The organism is Defluviimonas sp. SAOS-178_SWC (assembly GCF_039830135.1).
Lineage (GTDB): Bacteria > Pseudomonadota > Alphaproteobacteria > Rhodobacterales > Rhodobacteraceae > Albidovulum.
Genome location: NZ_CP156081.1, coordinates 4,096,513 through 4,120,559, shown reverse-complemented (window position 1 = coordinate 4,120,559; position 24,047 = coordinate 4,096,513). Strand labels below are relative to the sequence as shown.

20 protein-coding genes are annotated in these 24,047 nt (G+C 66.6%); 10 read left to right on the top strand and 10 right to left on the bottom strand.

Features of this window, described 5'->3' with window-relative positions:
• Positions 1–60: 60 nt before the first annotated feature.
• The gene (locus tag V5734_RS21315) at positions 61–726 is read right to left on the bottom strand and encodes a VPLPA-CTERM sorting domain-containing protein (protein ID WP_347311605.1); all 666 of its coding nucleotides are present in this window, start codon (positions 724–726) and stop codon (positions 61–63) included.
• 322 nt (positions 727–1,048) lie between these two features.
• On the opposite strand from V5734_RS21315, the gene V5734_RS21310 reads away from it, so the two are divergent.
• Positions 1,049–1,918 (top strand): glycosyltransferase family 2 protein, encoded by an 870-nt coding sequence (locus V5734_RS21310; RefSeq protein ID WP_347311604.1) that lies wholly within the window; start codon positions 1,049–1,051, stop codon positions 1,916–1,918.
• A gap of 65 nt (positions 1,919–1,983) precedes the next feature.
• Here V5734_RS21310 and V5734_RS21305 read toward each other — a convergent pair whose 3' ends face one another.
• Complete coding sequence (locus V5734_RS21305; protein WP_347311603.1) at positions 1,984–3,969, bottom strand: right-handed parallel beta-helix repeat-containing protein; 1,986 nt, start codon at positions 3,967–3,969, stop codon at positions 1,984–1,986.
• A 153-nt stretch (positions 3,970–4,122) separates the two neighbouring features.
• Here V5734_RS21305 and V5734_RS21300 point away from each other — a divergent pair, with 153 nt between their 5' ends.
• Positions 4,123–4,383: a spike base protein, RCAP_Rcc01079 family gene (locus V5734_RS21300; protein WP_347311602.1), complete on the top strand. Its 261-nt coding sequence runs from the start codon at positions 4,123–4,125 to the stop codon at positions 4,381–4,383.
• Positions 4,384–4,493: 110 nt separating this feature from the next.
• Here V5734_RS21300 and V5734_RS21295 read toward each other — a convergent pair whose 3' ends face one another.
• The 4 genes from V5734_RS21295 to V5734_RS21280 all read right to left on the bottom strand — a co-directional run bounded on the left by V5734_RS21295 (position 4,494) and on the right by V5734_RS21280 (position 10,159).
• Positions 4,494–6,734: a LamG-like jellyroll fold domain-containing protein gene (locus tag V5734_RS21295; RefSeq protein WP_347311601.1), complete on the bottom strand. Its 2,241-nt coding sequence runs from the start codon at positions 6,732–6,734 to the stop codon at positions 4,494–4,496.
• 232 nt (positions 6,735–6,966) lie between these two features.
• The gene (locus tag V5734_RS21290; RefSeq protein WP_347311600.1) at positions 6,967–7,647 is read right to left on the bottom strand and encodes an SGNH/GDSL hydrolase family protein; all 681 of its coding nucleotides are present in this window, start codon (positions 7,645–7,647) and stop codon (positions 6,967–6,969) included.
• 41 nt (positions 7,648–7,688) lie between these two features.
• Positions 7,689–8,765, bottom strand: a complete 1,077-nt coding sequence (locus tag V5734_RS21285; protein ID WP_347311599.1) for an acyltransferase family protein — start codon at positions 8,763–8,765, stop codon at positions 7,689–7,691.
• Entirely contained in the window at positions 8,762–10,159 is a 1,398-nt protein-coding gene (locus V5734_RS21280) for an O-antigen ligase family protein (RefSeq protein WP_347311598.1), read from the bottom strand. Before V5734_RS21280 ends, V5734_RS21285 begins: the two co-directional genes overlap by 4 nt.
• A 301-nt stretch (positions 10,160–10,460) precedes the next feature.
• On the opposite strand from V5734_RS21280, the gene V5734_RS21275 reads away from it, so the two are divergent.
• Positions 10,461–11,612 carry a glycosyltransferase family 4 protein gene (locus V5734_RS21275; RefSeq protein ID WP_347311597.1) on the top strand — a complete coding sequence of 384 codons (1,152 nt, stop codon included), beginning with the start codon at positions 10,461–10,463 and terminating at the stop codon, positions 11,610–11,612.
• 21 nt (positions 11,613–11,633) lie between these two features.
• Here the strand turns inward: V5734_RS21275 and V5734_RS21270 are convergent, their stop codons facing one another.
• The gene (locus V5734_RS21270; RefSeq protein WP_347313689.1) at positions 11,634–12,551 is read right to left on the bottom strand and encodes a rhodanese-related sulfurtransferase; all 918 of its coding nucleotides are present in this window, start codon (positions 12,549–12,551) and stop codon (positions 11,634–11,636) included.
• Between the two features lie 37 nt (positions 12,552–12,588).
• Complete coding sequence (locus V5734_RS21265) at positions 12,589–13,821, bottom strand: Hsp70 family protein (RefSeq protein WP_347311596.1); 1,233 nt, start codon at positions 13,819–13,821, stop codon at positions 12,589–12,591.
• A gap of 135 nt (positions 13,822–13,956) precedes the next feature.
• On the opposite strand from V5734_RS21265, the gene pncA reads away from it, so the two are divergent.
• From pncA to V5734_RS21250, 3 genes are read left to right on the top strand one after another with little or no spacing between them, the layout of a single operon-like run.
• Positions 13,957–14,565 carry a bifunctional nicotinamidase/pyrazinamidase gene (gene pncA, locus V5734_RS21260; protein ID WP_347311595.1) on the top strand — a complete coding sequence of 203 codons (609 nt, stop codon included), beginning with the start codon at positions 13,957–13,959 and terminating at the stop codon, positions 14,563–14,565.
• Positions 14,566–15,858: a nicotinate phosphoribosyltransferase gene (gene pncB / locus V5734_RS21255; protein WP_347311594.1), complete on the top strand. Its 1,293-nt coding sequence runs from the start codon at positions 14,566–14,568 to the stop codon at positions 15,856–15,858.
• A gap of 58 nt (positions 15,859–15,916) precedes the next feature.
• Positions 15,917–17,044 carry a P1 family peptidase gene (locus tag V5734_RS21250; protein WP_347311593.1) on the top strand — a complete coding sequence of 376 codons (1,128 nt, stop codon included), beginning with the start codon at positions 15,917–15,919 and terminating at the stop codon, positions 17,042–17,044.
• Between the two features lie 194 nt (positions 17,045–17,238).
• Here the strand turns inward: V5734_RS21250 and V5734_RS21245 are convergent, their stop codons facing one another.
• A complete protein-coding gene (locus V5734_RS21245; RefSeq protein ID WP_347311592.1) occupies positions 17,239–18,651 on the bottom strand; it encodes a M20 family metallopeptidase in 1,413 nt (470 codons plus the stop codon).
• 133 nt (positions 18,652–18,784) lie between these two features.
• Here V5734_RS21245 and V5734_RS21240 point away from each other — a divergent pair, with 133 nt between their 5' ends.
• From V5734_RS21240 to V5734_RS21230, 3 genes are read left to right on the top strand one after another with little or no spacing between them, the layout of a single operon-like run.
• On the top strand, positions 18,785–19,417 hold the full coding sequence (locus tag V5734_RS21240; RefSeq protein ID WP_347311591.1) for a TetR/AcrR family transcriptional regulator: 633 nt from the start codon (positions 18,785–18,787) through the stop codon (positions 19,415–19,417).
• A complete protein-coding gene (locus tag V5734_RS21235; RefSeq protein ID WP_347311590.1) occupies positions 19,414–20,604 on the top strand; it encodes a pyridoxal phosphate-dependent aminotransferase in 1,191 nt (396 codons plus the stop codon). Before V5734_RS21240 ends, V5734_RS21235 begins: the two co-directional genes overlap by 4 nt.
• Positions 20,601–22,178: a 5-guanidino-2-oxopentanoate decarboxylase gene (locus V5734_RS21230; RefSeq protein ID WP_347311589.1), complete on the top strand. Its 1,578-nt coding sequence runs from the start codon at positions 20,601–20,603 to the stop codon at positions 22,176–22,178. Before V5734_RS21235 ends, V5734_RS21230 begins: the two co-directional genes overlap by 4 nt.
• 2 nt (positions 22,179–22,180) lie before the next feature.
• On the opposite strand, the gene V5734_RS21225 is transcribed toward V5734_RS21230, so the two are convergent.
• The gene (locus V5734_RS21225; protein WP_347311588.1) at positions 22,181–23,047 is read right to left on the bottom strand and encodes a TIGR00730 family Rossman fold protein; all 867 of its coding nucleotides are present in this window, start codon (positions 23,045–23,047) and stop codon (positions 22,181–22,183) included.
• 165 nt (positions 23,048–23,212) lie between these two features.
• Here V5734_RS21225 and dapD point away from each other — a divergent pair, with 165 nt between their 5' ends.
• Positions 23,213–24,040, top strand: a complete 828-nt coding sequence (gene dapD / locus V5734_RS21220) for a 2,3,4,5-tetrahydropyridine-2,6-dicarboxylate N-succinyltransferase (RefSeq protein ID WP_347311587.1) — start codon at positions 23,213–23,215, stop codon at positions 24,038–24,040.
• Positions 24,041–24,047 lie beyond the last annotated feature (7 nt).

Sequence of the window (24,047 nt, the reverse complement as noted above, 5' to 3'; positions counted from 1 at the left end):
AAGGCGCATAACGAAAAAGGCCGGGCGACTGCCCGGCCTTTTCGAATTCTGATCGCCGGCTCAGTTCGCCTTGCGACGGCGGCGGCGCAGAGCCGCCAGACCACCGAGACCGCCAAGGAGCAGGGCGCCCGCGGCCGGAACCGGGATCGGGGCGATACCCACACCCGCCAGCGCGCCGTCGGCATAGCCGAAGCTATCATTGGAGCTGAGCACGGTGAAGCGGATGACTGTGGCGTAGATCGGCGCGAAGGTCGCTCCGACAAAACCAGGCGCACCAGTGCGTGCGACATCGGTCGCAGTCAACGTCAGAAGCGGGTTGCCGCCGTTGATCGACGCCTGACCAACTTCGACCGAAGAACGGTCCGGAGAGACGAACAGGTCGAGGAAGTAGATTGCGTCGATAAGCACTGGAGCGCTGAAGGTGAGCTCGATCCATTCCTGGCGCATCGGCGAAGTCGTGATTTCGTCGTCATGCGCCCCCACACCGTAGCCGTCTGTCTCGAAAGACAGGCCGGTGCCGGAGGGCGTCGAAGTGCCATCGAAGCTCTGCGAGTTGTTCAGGATGCCGTTAGAGGTGAGCGTCCACGACACGGTGCCCTGGAAAAGCGTCCCGGATGTCCCGGTCGACGAATCCGTGAAATCAATAACATAGGCGTTCGCCACCGAGGCGCCCGCCGCAAGTGCCAAGCCCGCGATGGCCCCTGCGCACCATTTCATCCCAAGCATTTCCACCCCTTCACATCAAAATCAGCCGGTACAAATTACCATAGCGATACTTGTATCACGTTTTACCCTCATTGGAACATATGCACGCCTTTTTTTTTCCACATTCCCCGAAACTCAACCTTAAGATGATTCTGTTTCAGATTTGCGCAAATGTTACCGCTTCATGCGGAAATCGTTGCCGATTTGGATACGAATATTGTTGCGCGATTGCTCACCTATAGGTCCAAAAAGCAACCATCGTTTCGCGGCGCCCCGTTTGGGGTTCAGTTCGGCGCCCGCGCCATGGCAGGACTGGTTCGCCGAATGGGGAATCAAACCACGCATGAGCGCCGATCACGTCGTCATCATCCCGCACTACAACGATGTCGCGCGGCTGCGTCGTTGCCTGACCGCCCTGACCGCAGCTGACACCAGTGGCGTCGACATTCTCGTCGTCGATAACGGATCGAGCGAACCGATCGACGCCGTCAAGGCGGAGTTTCCCCAGGTCCGTTTCGTGTCGGAGCCCGGCAAGGGCGCTGCACTGGCCAGAAACCGGGGCGTCCGGGAAAGCAGTGCGGATGGCCTGATCTTCCTGGATGCCGACTGCGTCCCGGCGTCGGACTGGCTGGCTGCGGCGAAACGCGCCTGTGGCCGGGCCGATATCATCGGGGGTGCGATTGACGTCTTCGACGAAACGCCGCCGCCACGCTCCGGCGCTGAGGCGTTTGAAACGGTCTTTGCCTTCAACTACAAGGAATACATCGAGAAAAAAGGCTTCTCGGTGACCGCGAACCTTGTAACGACGCGGGCCGTCTTCGACGCGGTCGGCCCCTTCATCAACGGCCTTTCCGAAGATGCGGAATGGTGCCAGCGCGCCCGGGCGAAGGGCTTTCGTCTGGTGCTGGACGAAACGCTCCGCGTTGCCCATCCGACCCGATCGGACTGGCCCGCGCTGGAACGCAAGTGGCGCCGTATCGCGCGCGAGATGCATGGCCTGCATCTGGCCGCACATGACGGTGGCGGGCGCCTGCGGTGGGCGCTGCGCGCCGTCGCGATGGCGGCGAGTGCGCCGGCCCATCTTCCCAGGCTGCTTTTCAGCCCGAAGCTCTCCGGTAGCGGGGAGCGGTTCCGTGGCGCTGTGGTGCTGATCCGGCTCCGCCTCCTGCGCTCAGCATGGATGTTTCGCCAGGCGTTCGGGGGCGAGTTCTGATCCCGAAAATGAAAACCCCGCCGGCGTGGCCGGCGGGGCGGAGCGCTCGTGGTCGCAAGGACCGGTCAGAAGTTCTCGTATGCCCCTGCGTCAGGCGCCTTGCCCTTCGGCCGGGCTGCGCCGGTGATGTCCTTTCCGGGCGCATAGGCCGGATCACCCGCATCGACGCCCTTGGAGGTGGACTTGAGCGTGAAGTCCCGATTTGAGACCGAGTTGAACTCGTTCGAGGCGTTGGTCACGATGATGTTGTTTGTCTCGGACACATTGTTCGTCGCGTTGTTGTACACGTACAGCGCCATCGTCATGTTGTTGGCGAACACCACGTTCTTCGGCGGCGTCCCGTTCTTGTGCGGCGAAATCCGGATCCAGGGGTAACGGTTGGTGGTGTTCGGATCGGGGTTGATCACCGTGTTGTTGGAGATGATCGAGTTCAGCGGGCCGGCGAGCGCGATGCCGTGACCGGCTGAAACGGCGATCACGTTGTTGTGGATCTTCACGTTGTCGTACATGCCGTCGAACATCCCGATGCCCTGAAGCTTGCAACGCAGCGGGTTGGTGGTGGGAAGGGTCCATTCGAAGAACTTGTTGTCCACGATGGTCAGGCCACGAACAGTACCGGTGCCTGCCGTACCACCCGCCCCGCGCGAGAACGACTGGAACGCGTCTGCATGGTTCGCGTTGATCTGGTAGCAGTTCTGCACCTTGTTGCGGCGGACGATCGAATTATCCCCAAGTGCGCGCATGCCGTCGCCGGAAAAGCCATCGACGATGTTCTCTTCGACGAGCGCGTTCGCACCGGCAGCCTGAATGCCGTGATAGACCCCCGTCACCCGGTTCCTGGCGACGGTGACCCGGTTCCCGTCGGCGAGGATGCCCTCTCGCTGGTTGTTGGTCCAGTCGGTCAGCGTCCACTGCGCGTAGTTGCCGGAGTTGGCGACGGCGCGAACGTCGAGGTCGGTGAAAGCAATGTCACTGTTGTTCGAATAGGACCGCACCAGCGCGCCGTTACCGGCATTCGTCGAGCGTGCCCAGACCTTCAAACCCTGGACGAAGACGTTGTGAGAGTTGCTGATCAGGATAGAATCGGCATGGGCCACCGCACCCGACATCGGCGCGATCACCACCGGCGAGGTGAAGTTCATGTCGCGGATCACCAAGGCGCCATGATACCCGTCCATCAGGAAGACCCGGTCGCCGCCGGCGACTTTCCCCGATTGCATCAGCGTATCGAAGCTCGCCCAAACCGTTCCCGTCGTGGTCGTCGGCGATGTCGTGGGGGCCGGCGCGGTCGTTGTCGTCGTAGAAGTTGTGGTCGTTGGGGAGGGGGTTGTTGTCGTCGTGGGCGTTGTCGATGTGGTGGTGGTCGTGCCGCTTGTCGTGGTGGTCGTGCCGCTCTCCGTGCCGGTGCCGCTGGTTGTCGTTGACGTCGTCGTGGTGGCGCCGCCTTCCGTGCCCGATCCGCTCGTCGTTCCGGATTCGGTCGTGGACCCCGTGGGCGTCTCGGCCACAGTTGTCGTCTCGCCTGACGTCCCGCTGGTGTCGGTCTTGCTTGGCGCGGTGACCCACTTCCCGGCCCGGTCGCTGACGGAGGTCTCTTTCCCGGTCTTTAGCTTCAACGAGCTTTCGAACGTTTTGTTCTTGCCCGTCGCCAGCACTTTGGATTCCGTTGTCGTGGTCTCGCCAGACTGCAGGGTGACGATTGCCAACGGAGTACCGGTAACGGGACCAGCCGTGACGGCCTTGACAAAGAAGTCGGTTGCACTGGCCTCTGACGCATACAGAGCCGTGCTCAGCCCGAGCAGGACGAGTGAGCGAGCAAGTTTCATAACAGCTATCCTTCGCATCGCGAGTGTATCGACAATCCGAACAATGCGGGACAACATGGCAAAGATTGGGCACAATTGTAGTTGCGATGTGTCCTGGACGGTGAATTCACCGGGTTCCCCAAGGGAATTGTTAAGGAAAACGGCACGATTCCGCCGATCAGGGTGAATCCCGCGCACTTCGTGGGAAACAATGCTCAGCGTGCGGTTGTTTGTTCCGATCTTCATGCACGTTGCCCAAAAATCCGCGCTCGGGTGCCCGCCGCGAGGGTCGGTCGCCCGAACTTGGCCATGCAACCCCCACGCATCGCCGGATTGCGGAGCCCGGCCGGATCGCCCGGCCGCCGCGGGCCGGAGGCGAGGGCGATCAGGATGAGAAAGATGGACAAATTTTCCGACTACCCGACGAGCCTCACGGCACCAGCGCGCGACGCCCAAACGGTCGTGCCGAATGACGCGACCGACCTGCCGGTGCTGCCACGCGCGCTCTTCGTCGGTCAGACCGGCGACGTCTCCGCCCGCCTGGCCGGTGGCCAGAGTGTGCTGCTCCAGAACGTGCAGGCCGGCAGCGTTCTCCCGATCCGGACCAGAGGCGTCAATGCAACCGGGACCACCGCCGCCGGCATTGTTGCGCTTTGGTAGGGCAAAGCCGCCGCCGGCGTTAACGCATGCCGGCACGCGCCCGGCGGGCCGAAAGAGCGGCACGAAAAAGGGGCCTCGCGGCCCCTTCTTTTTTGGTGCTGCGCACCGTCCTAAACGGCGTCGGCCCCAAGCTTCCATAGGTCGGCATTGGCGACGGTTGCCGGTCCCAGGATCTCCTTGAAGGGTGTCGCGGCCGGGGGGGCGCCGGTCGTCGTGGCGCTGTACCAGGCGCGCAGGTATTCCACATCCCCGAGATATTGCAGTGTGCCGGTGTTTCGCCCGAGGAAGCCGATCGCCCGGCTGCTCTGGAAAAGACCGTTGCCGGTGGCGGTGAACGGGACCGTGGCCACAAGTGTTCCGTTGATCGCCACCCGCAGGACATTGGCAACCTGATCCGCCGAACAGACGATGTCGTACCAGACCCCGGAAACCAACGCCGTCGAGATGATACTCGACGACAGCATCTTGGCGCCGGTCCCGTCCTCGATCGTGACCCGCAGGTTGCCGGTGTTCATCAATTCCACGTCGAAGCCGGTGCTGGTCTGAGAAAAGAGGATGTAGGTCGTGTTGGTCGGCAGGGAAAAGCGGAACCGGCCGGCAAAGGTGATGGCCGACACGCCAGCGGGCACGTTGATCGGATTCAGGAAGTAGGGCCCGGTGGCCGATGTCGTGAAACTCGGCGCTGCTGCGGGAAGGGTGTTGGCCAGCACCGCGGGGTCGGCGAGCGGTCGCACCGGCACGCCGTTCAGGCCCGCCGCACCGACATCGACGATCGGGAGGTTCTTCCATGTCTCCGCGAAGAAATCTTCCGGAAAGGCGATCATGCCGGTCGCCCCGCCCTCGCCATACTGGATCGCATCGGCATGGGTGAAACTGCCGCCGTTCGGGAAGATCCGGACCCGGCCCGCGACGATCTGGGCGTTTCTGGCCGGAAGACCGTTGATCTGGAACCCCATCGCTTCGGTCCAATGCGCCTGCGCCGTCCCGATCGGCGCCTCGGCCCGCGCAAGCCGCGTCGTCGTGACCGGCCCGGCCGAGGACCAGACCTCCACCCAGGCGCCGGAAGGCTCCCAAAGGCAGGCGTCGAATTCCGGTGCGGACCAGCCGGAAAGCCCTGCCGATTGCAACACCGCGTGGGCGGTCAGCCGCGCCGAGGCCGAGGTGCCATCAGCCGAATTGCCGGCGGGATGGGCGAAGTCGGACCAGCCGCCCGCGCCGTCGTCATAGCCGTTCACATAGGTGACGGGTTCGATCGACAGCGGCAGGAACATCGTCGCGGCGGGCAGGGCGAGCATGTCGCGCCAGCTCTGGCGGACGGCCTCCTTGTTGACGAGGTTGAACTGCTGGCTGCCGTTGGCGTAGTGGGTCGCGTCGCGCATGTCGGCGTCGATGTCGAAGCGGTGCGGCCCGTAAGGCACCCACCGCGTCCTGGTATAATCGTAGAGCTCGCCGAACCAATGATCGGCCTGATAGCTCAGGCCCGTGCCGTAGCTGATCGTTGCCGGGAAGGTGATTGGCACTCCGGCGGTCGTCTGGCCGGCGAACAGCGGGAACATCGCCTCGCCATAGCTCAGTCCGAAACTGCCGGGCGAGGCGAACCAGGAGATTGCCGCAAGGCCCACATGCTGGCCGTCCGCCGTCGCGAATTCGTGCAGGGCCTTGTCGTCGGCCCAGTTCCGGGTGAGATCGCCGTCATTGACGAGGCCGCGCGGATCGCTGCCGGGAACCGTCTGGAAGATGACCGCGAATTTCTCGCCCGGCCGTTCGGCAATGAAGGTGGCGGCCATTGCGGCGACGGCGGCGGTCAGCGGCTGCGCGTCGGTGATGAAGTGCCGCGCCGGCGTGGTCGCCGCGCCATCGAAGACCTGCACCGCCTCGGGGTCGGTGACGGCCGGCGCAGGCGTGTTGTCGTAGAATGCCGAGAGGATGCGGTCCGGCTCCGACTGGCCCCAGATCGCGATCACATGGCCGACGCCGAACCGGTTCGCGCCCTGTGCCGTGACAGCGGGTTGGGTTTTCAGCCGCACTTCGGGCCGGAACCAGGACGAACTGCGCGGTGCGGTGATCGCCCCGGCCCAGGTCCCGCCACCGTCAACCGTCGCGACGTCCACCCATGCCGTCGTCGTGGCGCCGCCATCGTCAAGCGATACCGCCCGCGCCTGCACGACCTCGCCCGCCGTGCCGGTGCCCGAAAGCGGAATGTCGGCCATCGCCAGATCGAAGCCGGCGCCGCTGTCGAAGAGCGTCCGGTCGCGGCTGAACGCCGCGAGCGACACGGCGCCTGGTGCGGGGCCGGGGCCGGAAGCCCGCTTGGGATTCAGGTAGAGTGTCACGGCAGATAGCGAGATCATGGCGTATTCCCGTCTTGCGGGACGGTGCCGCCGGTCCGGCCGATCGGTACCGGAGGTGCTGGCGGCGCTCGTCCGGTGGCGTCAACCGGACCGGGCGGAACCCGCCTCCGCCGCAGCGGCGGAGGGTCCGTCCACACCGGTGCCGGCAAATTGCCCCCGGGGAATACCATCCCGCACAGGCGCGTTGCGCTCCGGCGGGTTCCCGCGCGCGCCAGGTCAGCCGGTTGTTAAGCTAGCCGCAAACGGCGCCGAAGCCTGGCGCGACGAGCGTCAGCAGCGGCGAGACGACAATCTGCGCCTCCGCCTCGGGCGCGGGGTGAACGCCGTCGGGGATGGACGCCGTCCCCGGCCAGCGCGGCCAGGCGTCCAGAAGGCCGGCGCCGAGTTCGTCCGCGAGATCGCGGTAGACGCGGTAGTAGGGGCCGAGGAATGCCCGCTTCAGCCGGTGCAGCCCGCCGACCGGATTGGTCGTCATGAGCACGATCCGCACATCCGGCCGCCGTTCGCGGATCGCCTCGATGATCGCGCGGTGGTTTGATCGGCTCTCACCGGGCCAGACGCCGTCGGTCAGATCAGCATCTGCGAGAGCGAATTCGATGAGGACGAGGTCTGGTCGGGACGCCGCCACCCTCTCCGCCTCGGCAAGCCCCCAGCGCGAGTTGGCGTTGGCGCGGGCGACCCTCGTCACCTGAACCTCGCGGCCAAGGCACTCGCTCAGACCTCCTGCGAAACGATCGGGCCAGCTTGCCCGCTTCGTCAGGCTGGTGCCGAGAACCGCCACGATGATCGGCCCCGTTCCCCGCGGGCCGGGGGCCAATGCGCGATCTTGCGGGACGCCGGGCCGGGACAGTGCCGCCATGACGGCAAGCGCGGTGGCGGCGAACAGGATGAAAAGGGCCGCCCGCCGTCCCATCCGGGTTCAGGCCCGGCGGCTGAACGACATGGCCGGATCTTTCACGGCTTCTGCCCTTCGGCGATCACCGGGCGGGAGGGCGCCCCCCTTTCAAGCCGCCTGCCGAACTGCATCAGCGGCGCTTCGAACCAGGTGAACGAGATCCAGGCCGCGACATAGGTTGTCGCCATGCACAACAGCCCCATGATCCAGAACGACGGCATTGCGATGCCGAGTTTTCCGACCACCATGAAGAGGGCGTAAAGAAAGAAGAAGTGGAAGAGGTAGATGAAGTAGGAATAAAGCCCGACCCGCGCCGCCGCATCGAGGATCCGCCCGCGAAGGGCGCTGAGCACCGTCTCGCAGGCCGCGATCGTGGTGCAGGTCGCAAGGGTTACCGTCGTGAAGAGCGCCGCCGACCCGACCGGCCCGCCCGCTTTCCAGACCAGCATCGAGGCGACCGTTCCGGCTGCCAGCAGTGCCCAGAGATGCCGCACCCGCCCGATCAGCACCGCCACCAGCCCGCCGCTTGCGATGCTGTCGAGCCGCGCGAGAGGGAAGTAGTAGATGTTCTCATACCCCTCTGCGTATAGGTAGACACGCAGAACGAACGGCGCGATGGCGAGGCAGACGAGGATCGCCGGAAACGACCGTCGCAGCAGAAAGGCGGACAAGCCGAAAAGGATATAGGCAAACTCCTCGACCGACAGCGACCAGGTGATCGTGTACGGAATGCTGTCCGGGCCGGTGAAGAAGGCGAACCAGCCGGTCAGGAAGAGGTAGGTCACCCAGATCTTGTCTAGGCTTTCCGCCTCGTACTGCATGACGGTTGCCGCGAAGAAGAAGATGGTCACCGCGACCGCGTAGAGCGGCACGATCCGGAACAACCTGCGCAGGAAGAAGGCCTTGATCGAGCCGCGCTCGCTATGGCCGAGAAGGAACCGGGTGATGAGAAAGCCGCTGAGCGGATAGAAGATGTCGACGCCGAGGAATCCGTAGCGCAGGAATTGCCGCGCGACCAGGTCGAGGTCCGCCACCGGGTATCGGGTGGCGACATGAAACAGCACCACCATCGTCACCGCGATGGCCCGGATCGTGTCGAGAAGGTTCGACCGGTTGGCGAACAGCGCGGGTTTCATCGTCGTCCCTTGTCAAACCGTTGCCGCGCAGGCGGGGCGGAAGCCGTGCGTGACACTTCGGGCGCGAACCGCGAATAGGTCGGCCCGGCCCGGCCGTCGACCTCGGCCGGCGGCGGCGTGTCTCCCTCGTCGGCCTCCCGTGCGTGAAGCAAGAAGACGCCGCTCCCGATCATGAACATGGTGAGCGACGCGACCTCGCTCCAGATATAGACGGTGGCGAGTGTGAGCGTCAGGCTGACAAGCATGATGCCCCATCCCAGCCGGACATTCGACAGTACGCCGCCCGGCTTGAAGGCGCGTTTGCCAATGCCGACGAGACCAGCGACGACGGCACCGAACATGAACAGAAATGCCGGCAATCCGAAGATGAGGGCGAGGCCAAGCCAGAAGTTGTCCATGCTGCCGGTCATCCAGGACGGCAGGTCCCATTGGCGGAACCCAATGCCAAACAGCGGCGTCCGCATAATCTGCGCCATGCCATATTCGAAGAGGACAAAACGGACATTCGCCGTCGAGGCGGAGAAGGTCAGCAGGGACATCAGGGCGACGATGCCGGGCCGGTTGGAGCCGAGCTCGATGACCGTGTACGAGAACGCGAAGAAGAGACCGAAATAGAGCCAGCGCCGGTCGACGTTGCGAAACAAGAACGCATAGAAAATCAGTCCGACCTGCGCCATCGTCGACAGGAACGGGCCGCTCGACACCGACATGAGGCAGCACGCGATGATGATGAACATCCCGATCCAGCGCCAGAACCCGGAAATCACGCCTCTCAAGCCGATGAAATAGACGGAAAGTGCGAGCGAACAGAACAATCCGTAGTGAATCGGGTGGACGAAGACGAACTGCACCCGGTCCATCCCCATGCGCCGCATGTAGTTCACGTCCTTGACGCTCGTCACGCCGGGTATCTTTTCGAAAAGATGCGGGATGACGAACTTCCCCGTGATCGTTTCATAGATCGCGAACGGAAAGCTGAAGATAACGAAGGCGGCGAGCACCTTGGCCATCCACTGGAAATCTTCGGCCGTGCGAATCGTTGCGCGGCCCACGAGGTAGCCGCCGAGGAAGATGACGGAGTTCGACCCGGCATATTGCAGGGCGACCTGTGGATTATGGATGAACGGCACGAAGGTTCGCCACGCCATGTAGCCGAGGATCAGCCAGTCGATGTATGTGACCTTGCCGTACTGTCCGCGCAGCAGGTTGAAAAGCTGGATCGGCAGCAGGACGAGGAACAGCGCCCGCGATGGCGACATCGTCCAGGTGCCCATCGAGAAGGTCACCGGCAGCATCAGTGTGATGAGCGCGATCGTCGCAAGGGCCCGCCGGCCGGACCCTTCAGTCGCCGGTCGGCTGGCACCCATCTCGCGCGCCGGAAGTCTTGCGGTCATGTCGCTCAAATGCGCGGACCCTATTCCAAAATACGCCCCAATGACTAAATGAGGCCGCCCCGGCTGTCCATCGCGGCGCCCGGACGGGCGTCTTTCCGCCGCGATCCGGGTGACTTGTCAAGAATTCGACAACAATCCGGCCCCGGCCCGGTGATCGGCCCCGGCAGCGAACCGCCGGTCCGGCCACCGCGTCGCCGTCGCTTCACTTTTCTGTGGCTTGGCGATAGACCTGAACCGCCCACTTTAGGAACATGCCACAGATGTCCGCTGCCCGTCATGCCCGCGAAGGAAGAGGCGGCTTATGAGGGAGCTACCCATTCATGTCCGGGCGATCCGAACCCTGATCACGATGCCGTGCGAGGATGTGGGCGTCGGCCGCACCTGCCGGTCGATCCTGGCGGCATCCCGGGCGACCGGCCTCGCGTGCGACCTCTCGACCTCCGCCTTCCTCGGCGCCCGGCCGACCGGCCTGCCGGTGAATAGTGTGATCCCCCGTGGGCTTTCGCGGCTTCCCTTCGGTCTTTTCCGACGGTTCGCCGAGCCGGCCTTGCACCGGCGTTTCCTCGCGGCGCTGGGCGATGGGGACATCGCCTATCTCTGGCCCTCGGTTCCGGTGTCTGTCTACGAACGCCTCGCCCGGCGCGGGATTCCAATCGTTGCGGAATCGGTGAACACGCGGATGGAGGCGGCGAAACCGGTGCTTGACGCCGCGTATGCCGCGCTCGGCCTCGCGCCGGCGCACGGGATCACCGACGACCGGATAGCGGAACAGAACTGGCGGCAATCCCTCTGCACCGCGATCTTTGCGCCGAGCCCGGTGGCGGAACGCTCATACGTCGGAACGCCCGTCGCCGACCGGATCATTCCGGCGAGCTACGGGACATGGGTGCCCGGATCCCTGCCGCGCCGCCCATTGAAAACACCGGACGCGTCGGTGGTCTTTGTCTTCGTCGGCGCGGTCTGCGTGCGCAAGGGTGCCCACCGGCTGCTGGAGGCGTGGCGGCGACCGCCGAAAGGGGCAGTCCTGCGTCTCGTCGGCGACATCGAACCGGCAATCCGCGCCCGCTTCGCCGATGTCCTCGCCAGCGACAGCGTCTCCTCCATCGGCTTCACCCGCGATGTCGCGGCGGAACTTCTCCGCGCCGATGTGGCGCTATTGCCCTCGCTCGAAGAGGGCGATCCGATCGCCACTTACGAAGCCGCCGCCCACGGCCTGCCGGTCCTTGCGTCCGAGGCCGGCGCCGGGCGGATCGGCGCCGAAACCGGCGCGATCACCCTGCTCGACCCTGACGATATCGAGGCGTTCCGCGCCCGGCTTGCCGAGTTCGCCGGGTCCGAGGAACTGCGGCGCGACCGCGGTGCGGCCGCGCGGCAGGCGGCGCTTGGCTACGACTGGTCGCGCGTCGGTCCCCTCAGGTTCACCCGCCTTTTCGAGAAGTTCGGCTGGACCTGACGTTCGGTCCCGGTTCGGCCTTCAGCGCCCTGGACCTTGAGGGCCGATATGCCGGCCCCCGCGCGCCTCGGCAAGCTCCACCTGCCGCTGCCGTTCGCGGAACCGGGCGCGGTCGGCGTCGGAATAGTCGTGGATGCAAGCGGGGCAGGACACGCCTTCCTCGAAATCCGCGTGGCCCAGATCCCCGGGCGCCAGCGGGCGGCGGCAGGCATGGCACATCCGGTGGCCGCTCTCGGTCAGGCCGTGGCCGACTCCCACCCGCTGGTCGAAGACGAAGCAGGCGCCTTGCCAGAGGCTTTCCTCCGCCGGCACGACTTCCAGATATTTCAGGATACCGCCCTTGAGGTGATAGACCTCCTCCACGCCTTCATTCAGAAGGAAGTTCGTGGATTTTTCGCAGCGGATTCCGCCGGTGCAGAACATCGCCACGCGCATGTTGGCGAACCGCCCGGCATTCTCGCGCCACCAGGCCGGAAACTCCCGAAAGCTCGTCGTGCCGGGGTCGACCGCGCCCTGAAACGTGCCGATCGCCACCTCGTAATCGTTGCGGGTGTCGATCACCACGACATCCTCCGACGAGATCAGATCATTCCAGTCGGCCGGCGCCACATAATGCCCGACCGCGCCGGTCGGGTCCACGTCCGGCTCGCCCATCGTCACGATCTCGCGCTTGAGCCGCACCTTCGTCCGCCCGAACGGCATCTCCGCCGCAGGGCTCTCCTTCCAGTCGAGATCGGCGCAACCGGGCATCCCGCGGATATGCGACAGCACCGCGTCGATGCCGGCGCGGCTCCCGGCGATGGTGCCGTTGATCCCCTCGCGCGCGAGAAGCAGCGTGCCCTTTACCCCGGCCGCCTCGCATGCCGCCAGCAATCCCGGGCGCAGCGCGGCAGGGTCGGGGAAGGCGGTGAACTTGTAGAGCGCGGCGACGGTGAACATGGGCGTGGTGATACGGGGCGCGCGGGCCGCAGGCAAGTCAGCCCGCATCGGCGGTGCAAAGGGCAAGCCCCCGCACGACGGCGGTGAAGACGTCCGACCGTTCCGCCGCGGCGCCGGGAAGGGCCGCGCGCACCTCGGCCTCGACGACCGAAAGAAGGCTCGACCCGCCGACGAAGATCACCCGTCCGACCGCATCGCCGCCGATGCCCGCCAACGTCAGCGTCTCGTCGATCGCCGTCCGGATTGCCCGCGCAGAGGGGTGAAGCGCCGAGAGAAGCTCGGTCCCGGTCAGGACCGGCCGCAATCCCGGCTCGACGAGGGCAAGGTCGATTCCCGCCTCGGCCGCGCCATTCGCGCCGATCTTCGCCGCCTCGACCGCGAAGGCGACGTCATGGCCGATCTCGTTCTCGATGACCCTTACCAGCCGGTTCAGCCGCCGCGGCTCCACCGCCAGCCGCGCCATCGCCTGCGTGTTTCGCAACGTCGCGGGGCCGTAGAGGAAGGCGATCTTCTCCCAGCTTGCGAGATCGTGGAAAAGCGCGCGCGGCACATCGTGACGCCCCGGCCCGATCTCGTTGCATAGCTCGCCGCCGAGACCGAGGAGCGGCATCACCTTCTCAAGGCTCAGCGCCTTGTCGAAATCCGTGCCGCCGAGGCGGATTCCGTGGCTCGCGAGGATGTGCATCGGCTCGTCCAGCCTCTCGAACAGCGTGAAGTCCGATGTGCCGCCGCCGATATCGACGATCAGGCCGATGTCGCGCCCCGGCCCGGCGGCGCGGGCCGCCGCCTCGGGCTCGTTGACGAAACGGATCTCCTCGAACCCGGCCGCCGCGTAACAGCCCCGCAAATCCGCCTCGGCCTGCGTGTTCCGCGCCGGATCGGCGCTGTGAAACCGAACAGGACGGCCCGCGACGACGCGCCGTATTTCCGCGCCGGTGGCCGCTTCGGCTCGGTCCCGGATTTCGCCCAGAAACTCCGTCACGATCTCCAGAAGCGTCAGTCGCCGGTTCAGGAACTGCCGCTTCTCCCGCGCCAGAGGCGTGCCGAGAATGCTTTTCAGCGCCCGCATGAACCGCCCGTCCTGCCCGTCGATCATCGCCCGCACGGCGGCGCTGCCGAAGACGGTGCGCCGCGCGGCATAGTCGAGGAAGACGGCCGTCGGCAGCGTCTCGTTCCCCGCTTCCAGCGGCACGATCCGCGCCGCGCCGTCGCGAAGGATCGCGGCGGCGGTGTTCGAGGTGCCGAAATCGACGCCGATCGCGGGGGACATGCTGGACCTGCACGGGAAGGGTGGGAGGCGCGCATGTAGCAAAGCCCAAGCGGTGCCGCAAGCCTCGGGACTTCGCCGGCCATTGACCTGACGCCGGGCGCAGCCTAGCAACGGATGATGCCAGAGGGGGAAGCCATGCGCCCGAAGACCGAAGCCCTGATCGTCATCGACGTGCAGAACGATTTCTGCCCGGGCGGCGCGCTGGCCGTCGCCGGCGGGGACGAGATCATCCCGCGCGTCAACGCGCTGATGGGCGACTTCGCGGCGAAGGTCCTGACCCAGGACTGGCACCCGGCCGATCACGCCTCCTTCGCCGCGAACCATCCCGGCGCGGCGCCGTTCAGCTTGATCGACATGCCCTATGGCCCGCAGGTGCTCTGGCCCTCGCATTGCATCCAGGGCACGCACGGCGCGGCGTTCCACAAGGATCTTTCGACCGATCCGGCCGACCTCGTCATCCGCAAGGGCTTCCGGGCCGCCATAGACAGCTATTCGGCCTTTTTCGAGAACGACCACAAAACCCCGACCGGTCTCGAAGGCTACCTGAGGACGCGGGGTGTGGCGGATCTGACCCTTGTCGGCCTCGCCACCGATTTCTGCGTCGCCTATTCGGCAATCGACGCGGCAAAGCTCGGCTTCACCGTCACGGTCCTCGAAGGCGCCTGCCGCGCGATCGACCTCGACGGTTCCCTTGCCGCCGCGCGGGACAAGATGCGCGCGGCCGGCGTGCGGCTGGGGGCCTGAATGGTCGATATCGCCACCCGCGTCTACAACCACAACTTCAAGATCGACCCGATCGTCCGGTCGCTCATCGACACCGATTTCTACAAGCTCCTGATGTGTCAGTCGGTGCTCAGAAACCGGCCCGACACCACGGTCACCTTCAGCCTGATCAACCGCTCGACCCATATCCCGCTGGCCGACCTGATCGACGAGGGCGAGCTTCGGGAACAGCTCGACCATGTCCGCTCGATCTCGCTGACGCGGGGCGAGTCGACCTGGCTGCGCGGCAATACCTTCTACGGCAAGCGGCAGATGTTTTCCTCGTCCTTCATGGAATGGTTCGAGACGATGCGCCTGCCGCCCTATCAGCTCGAACGCAAGGGCGACCAGTACGAGTTGACCTTCGAGGGCAGTTGGCCCGAGGTGATGCTCTGGGAAATCCCCGCGCTCGCCATCCTGATGGAGCTGCGCTCCCGCGCCGTGCTCGCGCGGATGGGCAAGTTCGAGCTTCAGGTGCTCTACGCCCGCGCGATGACGCGGCTCTGGGAAAAGATCGAGCGGCTGCGCGCGATCAAGGGCCTGAAGATCGCCGATTTCGGCACGCGGCGGCGGCATTCCTTCCTCTGGCAGGACTGGTGCGTGCAAGCGATGGCCGAGGGTCTGGGCGACGCTTTCGTCGGCACCTCCAACTGCCGCATCGCCATGCGCCGCGACATCGAGGCGATCGGGACCAACGCCCACGAGTTGCCGATGGTCTATTCCGCGCTGGCCGACAGCGACGACGACCTGCGCGAGGCGCCCTACAAGGTACTCGCCGACTGGCACGAGGAGCATGAGGGCAATCTCCGGATCATCCTGCCCGACACCTACGGTACCGAAGGCTTCCTCAAGAACGCGCCCGACTGGCTGGCCGGCTGGACCGGCATCCGCATCGACAGCGGCGACCCGGTCGCCGGCGCGGAGACCGCAATCCGCTGGTGGAAGGAGCGGGGCGAGGATCCGCGCCAGAAGCTGGTGATCTTCTCCGACGGCCTCGACGTCGAGAAGATCGAGGAACTGCACGCCAAGTTCGTCGGCCGGGTCAAGGCCTCGTTCGGCTGGGGCACGCTTCTGACCAACGACTTCCGCGGCCTCGTCGCGGGCGACCGGCTGGCCCCGTTCAGCCTCGTCTGCAAGGCGGTCGCGGCCGACGGCCGGCCGACGGTGAAGCTCTCGGACAATCCCAACAAGGCGATGGGTCCGAAGGACGAGATCGCCCGCTACAAGCGCGTCTTCGGCGTTGGCGCGCAGGAACGGATCGACGTGATCGTCTGACGGTCGCGCGGGTTCCGCGCCCGCGATAATCATGCGCATCTGAGTATCGGAGGTCATCATGCCGTCGTCGTCCCAGCGCACCCCCTCGGGCAAGCTCCGCGCCGCCGGGCTCGGGCTTCGGTTCGAGGGCCGGCCGGGCCCCCTGAACGCGATCACCGACGTGCCCGGCGTCGGCGTCGGCTACGCGACGATCATCGACGGGAAGGGGACGCTGAAGATCGGCAAGGGCCCGGTCCGCACCGGCGTCACGGCGATCCTGCCGCGCCCGGTGGACGAGGTGCAGGTGCCGGTCTTCGCCGGCTTCCACAGCCTCAACGGCAACGGAGAACTGACCGGAGTGCATTACATCGCCGAGGCGGGCAAGTTCGCCCTGCCGATCACGATCACCAACACCCATTCCTGCGGCCTGACCCGCGACGCCACGATCCGCTGGGCGGTCCGCCATTTCGCCGGCCGCTTCGACGAGGATTTCGCGCTCCCGGTCGCGGCCGAGACCTATGACGGATTTTTGAACGACATCAACGGCTTCCACGTGACCGAGGATCACGTCTTCGCCGCCATCGAAAGCGCGGCGACCGGACCCATCGAGGAAGGCAGCGTCGGCGGCGGCACCGGGATGAAATGCTTCGGCTTCAAGGCCGGGTCCGGCACCGCCTCGCGCTGGGTGAGCTATGGCAGGCACGAATACATGCTTGGCGCCTTTGTCCAGGCGAATTTCGGCGCGCGGGGGGATCTGACCGTGCTCGGCCACCGCATCGGCGGGGCATTCGACGACCTGCCCGTGCGGCGCATGACCCCCGATCCCGACCTCAGCTCGATCATCGCCGTGATCGCCACAGACGCGCCGTTCCTGCCGCACCAGCTGAAGCGGCTGGCGCAGCGGGCCGGGATGGGCGTCGGCCGGATGGGCGGCTTCGGCCGCCACGGCTCGGGCGACATCTTCCTCGCCTTCTCGACCGCGAACCGCGCGATCATGGGCGGCGCGTCCGAGGGTCTTCTCTCCGCCGCCTACGTCCCCGACGAGGATATCGACGGCTTCTTCGAGGCGGCGGTGCAGTCGGTGGAAGAGGCAATCCTCAACAGCATGATCGCCAATGCCGACATGGAGGGGCGCGACGGCAATTTCGTCCCGGCAATCCCGCATGATCGGCTGCTTGAGCGTCTCGGTCTGAAGACACAGAAGTGACAGCTCCGGTCTCGTGCTGAAGCCCGACCTGGCCCGGGCGACCAGCCCGGGACGCGCCCGACCCTCCCCCGGGAGGGCGCATTGCGACGGTAGTCTCATGAAAACCGGTGGAGGTGTGTGGGACCATGAAGCGCGCCGCACAGTCGGGCCAACACGTCCTCCCAGTGTCGGGCGCGTCCCTCCGCGCCCATCCCTTACGCCTGCTTTGGAATCGGCGGCGTGACCTCGTCCGGCATCGGGCAGCGATAGGGCTCGCGCGCCAGGTGGGCCGCGTGTTCGGCTTTCGCCGCAGCCAGCAGATCCGGCCGCTCGAAAAGGTCACGCCCGGTCGTCGCCATGATTTTCGCGGCGTGGACCATGCCCTTGTGCGCGGCCGGGGACTTGCCCTGTGCCGTCAGCTGCCAGGAATGGAACGGCGTCCCGATCGCGCAGGTCGCGACCCAGGCCTGCACGGTCGGCACAGCCCAGCTCACGTCGCCCACATCCGTCGACCCCATCGCCGCTTGCGGGGCCGCGTCGAGCGGCACGACGAAATCGCACAGCGCCAACTTGGGATCGACCGGCCGGCCCGTCCGCCGGAACGTGTCAGCGATATGTTCCTCGGTCAGCGTCGCCCGGATCGCCTCGGCGAAGGGCAGATCGGCCGCGTCGAAATCCGGCGGGCCGAGGCGGTCCATGTTGGCCTGCATCGCCTCCTCCAGCACCCGGTTGCCGAGGAGGTCCGAGACGGCGGAGACCACCTTCGCCTCCACCCGCGTCTCGGTCATCAGCGCCGCGCCGTCGGCGATCTTGCGCACCCGCGCCACCAGACCGTTGAGGTCGCGGAGCCGCCGTGTCCGGATCAGCTGCCGCACCGTCGCCTTGGCCGGCACCACGTTGGGCGCCGTCCCGCCGGCGTCGAGATAGGCGTAATGCACCCGTGCATCGTCCGGCATGTGTTCACGCAGGTAGTTCACGCCCACGTTCATCAGCTCCACCGCATCAAGGGAAGATCGCCCCAGTTCCGGCGACCCCGCCGCATGGGCGGCCCGGCCGTGGAAGGTGAAGTCGATGCGGGTATTGGCCAGCGAATTGGCCTCGAACACCCCGGTATAGTCGGCCGGATGCCAGCTGATGGCCGCATCCACATCGTCGAAAAGGCCGGCGCGGACCATGAAGGTCTTCGCCGCCCCGCCTTCCTCTGCCGGGCAGCCGTAATACCGCACCCGGCCCGGCAGCCCCTTTTCGGCGAGGTAGTCGCGCAAGGCCACCGCCGCCATCATCGCCGCCGATCCCAGAAGGTTGTGCCCGCAGCCATGACCGAAGCGGCCCACTGGCCGCTCCTCTGCCACGCCCGGCTCCTGGCCCAGCTCCGGCAGCGCGTCGTATTCGCCGAGAATCGCGACCACCGGCCCGCCCGCGCCCCATTCGCCCGTCACCGCCGTCGGGATGCCGGCCAGATCGCGGGTGATCTTGGCATCCGTCGCCTCCAGCATCTCGGCATGCGCAGCCGCGCTTTCGTATTCCGTATAGGCCACTTCCGGTGTGTCGAAGACCCTGTCGGCCAGGCCGGTGAAGGCCTCTCGATGGGTCTCGACGATGTCCCAAAGCCTGTCGCTGTTCTTCATTCCCGATCTCCGATATACCCGATCCAGACTGCCGCGTTCGCGCCCGGGGCGCCAGATGCGAATTCCCCTTGCGGAGGGCGCGCCGGCCGGTCAAATATACAAATGTATAATTTTTCGCGGAGCAGCAGCCGGCATGTCCTCCCAGCGGCGGAAATTCACCCGGGAAGAACCCGAGAGCCGTCGCGCCGATCTCATCGCCGCGACGCTCGACCTGATGGCAGAGGCGGGGCCGGCCGAAACGACGGTGCGCGCCATCGCCGAGGCGGCGGGCCTGTCGCAGGGGATGATCCGGCACCACTTCTCGTCCAAGGAAGACCTGGTCAACGCCGCCTATCAGGCGCATATGGCGACCCAGCTTGAAGGCAGCGAGCGCGACATCGCCGGCGCCACCGCGCGGGCGCGGCTTGCGCGCTTCGTCACCGCCTCGCTGACCCCGCCCGTCGTCGATCCGCGCGCGCTCTCGCTCTGGGCGGCCTTCATCCACATGGTCCGGCGCGATCCGGCGATGCGCGCGACGCACGAGGAAAACTACCTCGCCTACCGCGACCGGCTTGAGGCTTTGATAGCAGACGCCTTCGCCGAAAGCGGGCGCGAGGCCGGCACGGCGGAGCTCCGCCGCCTCGCCATTGCCTGCAACGCGGTGATCGACGGGCTCTGGCTCGAAGGTGGGGCGCTGCCCGACGCCTTCGCCGCGGGCGAGATCGAGGCCATCGGCCGCGCCTCGGTCGCCGCCCTTCTCGACCTGACACTGGAGGAAGCGGAATGAGATATGCCCCGATCCTCGACCGGCTTTCCGGTCTCGGCGGCGCCAAATGGGACGTGCATTTCGCCGCCGTCGAGATGAAGCGCAAGGGCCGCGACGTCATCGACCTCACGATCGGCAATCCCGATGTGCCGGCCCCGGCGGCGTTGATCGACCGGGCGGCCGAGGCGATGCGCGCCGGCCGGACCGAGTATTCGACGGGGCGCGGAGAGGAAACGCTGCGCGCCGCCCTCGCCGCCCGCTACGCCCGCCGCACCGGGCGGCCCGTCGGCATGGATCAGGTTCTGTGCTTTCCCGGTACCCAGACCGCGCTTTACACCGTGATCATGGGGGTGGCCGAGCCGGGAACCGAAGTGCTGGTCGGCGATCCGATGTACGCGACCTACGAAGGGGTGATCCGGGCCAGCGGCGCGGTGCCGGTGCCGGTGCCCCTGCGGTCCGAGAACGGGTTCCGCATCGCCGCCGCCGACATCGCGGCGCGGATCACCGGGCGCAGCCGGGCGATCCTTCTCAACACGCCGCACAATCCGACCGGCGCGGTGCTGACCACCGAGGACATCGACGCGATCGGCGCGGTGGCCAAAGCGCACGATCTCTGGATCCTCTCGGACGAGGTTTATGAGGAACTGGTCTTTGACGGCGTCGCCTTCGTGTCGCCTTTCGACAGGACCGCACTCGCGGACCGGACAGTCTGCGTCGCCTCGATCTCCAAATCCCACGCCGCACCCGGCTTCCGCTCCGGCTGGTCGGTCAGCTCGGCGGACTTCGCCGAACGCCTGCTGCCGCTCTCCGAGACGATGCTCTTCGGCAATCAGCCCTTCATCGCCGACATGACCGCGAACGCTATCGCCGAACCGTCCGCCGTCGCGGCGGGCATGCGGACCCGTTTTGCGGCCAGGGCGAAGTATCTCGACGAGCGGCTGGCACAGGAAACCGCGCTCCGTGTGCACCGGCCCGAGGCCGGGATGTTCGCGCTGATCGACGTGACCGCGACGGGGCAGGGCGACCGCGACTATGCCTTCGGCCTTCTGAACGAAAGCGGGGTCGCGGTGATGCCCGGATCGGCGTTCGGCGGCACGCTGAAGGGCTGGGTCCGGGTCGCGCTCACGGTGGATGACAGCCGCTTCCGCGCGGCTTGCGACCGGATTGTCGCCCATGCGGCGGGTATGGCTGAAGGAGAACGGGCATGACAACGGTCGGTGAAGCGCTTGTGAAGTCGCTCGAAGCGCGCGGGGTCCGTGTCGTCTTCGGCATTCCCGGCGTTCATACGGTGGAGCTTTACCGGGGCCTCGCCGGCTCCTCGATCCGCCACGTCACGCCGCGCCACGAACAGGGCGCGGGCTTCATGGCCGATGGCTACGCCCGCGTCTCGGGCCAGCCCGGCGTCGCCTTCGTGATCACCGGGCCGGGTCTGACCAACACGCTGACGCCGATGGGGCAGGCGCGGGCGGATTCGGTGCCGATGCTCGTCCTTTCCGGCGTCAACAGGCGCGACACCTTGGGAAAGGGCCTCGGGCACCTGCACGAGCTTCCGGACCAGCGCGGCATGACCGCCCTCGTCGCCCTCTCCTCCGAACGGGTGGAGGATCCCACCACCCTGAGCCCGGCGCTCGACCGCGCCTTCGCGGGGTTCGCCACCGGCCGCCCCGGCCCGCGTCATATCGAGGTGCCGACCGACGTGATGGGGCTTGCGGCCGCAACCGCCGCGCCACAACCGGTGCCCGAGCCACTCCTGCCCGCCGCCGGGACCATCGCTGAAGCCGCCGCCCGTCTCGCCGGCGCCAAGACCCCGCTGATCCTTGTCGGTGGCGGAGCGCTGAAGGCGGAGGCCGCCCTCCGCGCGCTGGCCGAGGCGCTCGATGCGCCGGTCGTGCAGACGGTGAATGCGCGCGGGCTGATGCACCGCCACCCCCTGACGGTGCCGGCGAGCCCGAGCCTCGAACCGGTCCGCGACCTGATCCGGGGGGCCGATACGGTCCTTGCCATCGGCACCGAACTTGGGCCGACCGATTACGACATGTACGGACGCGGCGGCCTGCCCTGGCCGAAAGGGCTGATCCGGGTGGAGGTCGACGCGGCCCAGCTGGCCCGGCACCCCGCCGACCTCGCGCTTCACGGTCATGCCGAAGCGGTCCTGCCCGCCCTCGTCGCGGCCCTGCCCGATGGCACCGCGACCGGCGGTGCGGCACGCGCCGAGACTGCCCGCAAGGGGGCATTGGCGGCGCTCGACGACACGACGCGCGCCGGGATCGCGGTCCTGAACGCGGTGCGCGACACCCTGCCGGGGTCGATCTTCGTCGGCGATTCCACCCAAGCCATCTACGCCGGCAACCTCTACTACGACCACGATCGCCCCGGCGGCTGGTTCAACGCCGCGACCGGCTTCGGCGCGCTGGGCTATGCGATCCCCGCCGCCATCGGCGCCGCCCTGGCCGACCCTCGGGCGCCGGTGATCTGCCTCGTCGGCGATGGCGGCGCGCAATTCACCCTGCCGGAACTGATGACGGCGGTGGACGAGAACCTCCCCATCGCCTTCCTGATCTGGAACAACCACGCCTATGGAGAGATCGCCGCCTCAATGGATGCAGTGGGCGTCAGCGTGATCGGTTGCCACCCGACGCCCCCCGATTTCAAAGCCGTGGCGCAGTCGTGCCGCATGCTTTTCCGGAGGGTGGAGATGTCGCCCGAAAGCGTCGCCGAAGCGCTCCGCGACCTCCGGTCCGCAGGCGGGCCGGTGATGATCGAGATCGATGCGGGCGGCTGATCTCAGCAGCCGTCGCGGAACGACGCGATGATCTCCACCGCCTCCTCGGCGGTATCGACATAGGTGAAAAGCGACAGATCCTCTTCGGAGATCGTGCCGGCCTTGGCCAAGGCCTTCCAGTTGATGACCTCGTCCCAGAAGTCCCGGCCGAAGAGGAGAAACGGCACCCGCTTCATCCGCCCTGTCTGGATCAGGGTCAGGCTCTCGAACATCTCGTCGAATGTGCCGAACCCGCCCGGAAAGATGCAGATCGCCTTCGCGCGCATCAGGAAATGCATCTTGCGGATCGCGAAATAGTGGAAGTTGAAGCAAAGGTCCGGCGTCACGTAGGCGTTCGGCGCCTGTTCGTGCGGCAGCACGATGTTGAGCCCGATGGAATGGCCGCCGGCATCCGCCGCGCCGCGGTTGCCGGCCTCCATGATACCGGGCCCGCCGCCGGTGACGATCACATTCTCGCGCCCATAGCTCTCCATGCTCTTCTCGGTCATGATCCGGGCGAGCTTGCGCGCCTCCTCGTACCAGTGCGACAGGGCCGCCGCGCCCGACGCCGCATCGGTCTTCGCCCCCCCGGCCGTCTCGATCAGCGGCGCCGCGGCCCGCCGGGCCGTGCCGGCCGGATCGGGAATGCGCGCGCTTCCCATCAGCACGATGGTCGATTCGATGCCGCGCTCGTCCATGATCATCTGCGGCTTCAGGAGCTCGAGTTGCAGCCGCACCGGCCGCAGTTCCTCCCGGCACATGAAGTCGGCGTCGGTGAAGGCCAGCCGGTAGGCCGGCGCGCGGGTCTGCGCGGTATCGGGAATGCGGTCGGCGGCCTCCACGTCCTGGTGGCTGTGGCGGAAGGGGTGGCTGCGGGGCTCGTCGTTCATGCTGTCCTCGGTTTGCCTTTGGCCCAGACCTAGCCGGTTTGGCCCTTTCAGGCCAGCTTGGCCACGCTGGATGGCGAAACTGTGACGCGCGACGTCGCATTGCCTCAAGGGCCGCCGCGCCCTATAGGGCATCTTCACGCGCAATCAGCCCCGGGGGAGACGCCGATGTCCAATGCCGCACTTGAGACCGCCATCGAAGCCGCATGGGAGGCGCGCGACACGATCACGCCCTCGACCGGGGGCGAGATCCGCGAGGCGATCGAAGATACCCTGACCGCGCTCGACAGCGGCGAGCTCCGCGTGGCGGAGCGGCAGGCCGACGGCAACTGGCACGTGAACCAATGGGCCAAGAAGGCGGTGCTGCTGTCCTTCCGGCTGACCGACATGCACGAGATTTCCGGCTCGAACGGCGGATCGAACTGGTGGGACAAGGTGCCGTCGAAATGGCAGGGCTGGGGTGAGAACCAGTGGCGCGCGGCGGGCTTCCGCGCGGTGCCTGGCTCCATCGTCCGCCGCTCGGCCTTTATCGGTAAGGGCGTGGTGCTGATGCCGTCCTTCGTCAACATCGGCGCCTATGTGGATGAGGGCTCGATGGTCGATGGCTGGGCCACCGTCGGCTCCTGCGCGCAGATCGGCAAGAACGTCCACCTCTCCGGCGGCGTCGGCATCGGCGGCGTGCTGGAGCCGATGCAGGCCGGCCCTACGATCATCGAGGACAACTGCTTCATCGGCGCCCGCTCCGAGGTGGTCGAAGGGTGCATCGTCCGCGAAGGTTCCGTCCTCGGCATGGGCGTCTTCATCGGTCAGTCCACGAAGATCGTGGACCGCGAGACCGGCGCGGTGATGTATGGCGAAGTCCCCGCGGGATCAGTGGTCGTCGCGGGCTCCATGCCGTCGAAGAACGGCATCAACCTCTACTGCGCGGTGATCGTGAAACGGGTGGACGCCCAGACCCGGTCGAAGACCTCGATCAACGAACTTTTGCGTGACTAAGGGGTGG

Coding starts and splice junctions, on each gene's coding strand:
- V5734_RS21315 (WP_347311605.1), bottom strand. CDS start 726: ATGCTTGGGATGAAATGGTGCGCAGGGGCCATCGCGGGCTTGGCACTT.
- V5734_RS21310 (WP_347311604.1), top strand. CDS start 1,049: ATGAGCGCCGATCACGTCGTCATCATCCCGCACTACAACGATGTCGCG.
- V5734_RS21305 (WP_347311603.1), bottom strand. CDS start 3,969: ATGAAGATCGGAACAAACAACCGCACGCTGAGCATTGTTTCCCACGAA.
- V5734_RS21300 (WP_347311602.1), top strand. CDS start 4,123: ATGGACAAATTTTCCGACTACCCGACGAGCCTCACGGCACCAGCGCGC.
- V5734_RS21295 (WP_347311601.1), bottom strand. CDS start 6,734: ATGATCTCGCTATCTGCCGTGACACTCTACCTGAATCCCAAGCGGGCT.
- V5734_RS21290 (WP_347311600.1), bottom strand. CDS start 7,647: ATGGGACGGCGGGCGGCCCTTTTCATCCTGTTCGCCGCCACCGCGCTT.
- V5734_RS21285 (WP_347311599.1), bottom strand. CDS start 8,765: ATGAAACCCGCGCTGTTCGCCAACCGGTCGAACCTTCTCGACACGATC.
- V5734_RS21280 (WP_347311598.1), bottom strand. CDS start 10,159: ATGACCGCAAGACTTCCGGCGCGCGAGATGGGTGCCAGCCGACCGGCG.
- V5734_RS21275 (WP_347311597.1), top strand. CDS start 10,461: ATGAGGGAGCTACCCATTCATGTCCGGGCGATCCGAACCCTGATCACG.
- V5734_RS21270 (WP_347313689.1), bottom strand. CDS start 12,551: ATGTTCACCGTCGCCGCGCTCTACAAGTTCACCGCCTTCCCCGACCCT.
- V5734_RS21265 (WP_347311596.1), bottom strand. CDS start 13,821: ATGTCCCCCGCGATCGGCGTCGATTTCGGCACCTCGAACACCGCCGCC.
- pncA (WP_347311595.1), top strand. CDS start 13,957: ATGCGCCCGAAGACCGAAGCCCTGATCGTCATCGACGTGCAGAACGAT.
- pncB (WP_347311594.1), top strand. CDS start 14,566: ATGGTCGATATCGCCACCCGCGTCTACAACCACAACTTCAAGATCGAC.
- V5734_RS21250 (WP_347311593.1), top strand. CDS start 15,917: ATGCCGTCGTCGTCCCAGCGCACCCCCTCGGGCAAGCTCCGCGCCGCC.
- V5734_RS21245 (WP_347311592.1), bottom strand. CDS start 18,651: ATGAAGAACAGCGACAGGCTTTGGGACATCGTCGAGACCCATCGAGAG.
- V5734_RS21240 (WP_347311591.1), top strand. CDS start 18,785: ATGTCCTCCCAGCGGCGGAAATTCACCCGGGAAGAACCCGAGAGCCGT.
- V5734_RS21235 (WP_347311590.1), top strand. CDS start 19,414: ATGAGATATGCCCCGATCCTCGACCGGCTTTCCGGTCTCGGCGGCGCC.
- V5734_RS21230 (WP_347311589.1), top strand. CDS start 20,601: ATGACAACGGTCGGTGAAGCGCTTGTGAAGTCGCTCGAAGCGCGCGGG.
- V5734_RS21225 (WP_347311588.1), bottom strand. CDS start 23,047: ATGAACGACGAGCCCCGCAGCCACCCCTTCCGCCACAGCCACCAGGAC.
- dapD (WP_347311587.1), top strand. CDS start 23,213: ATGTCCAATGCCGCACTTGAGACCGCCATCGAAGCCGCATGGGAGGCG.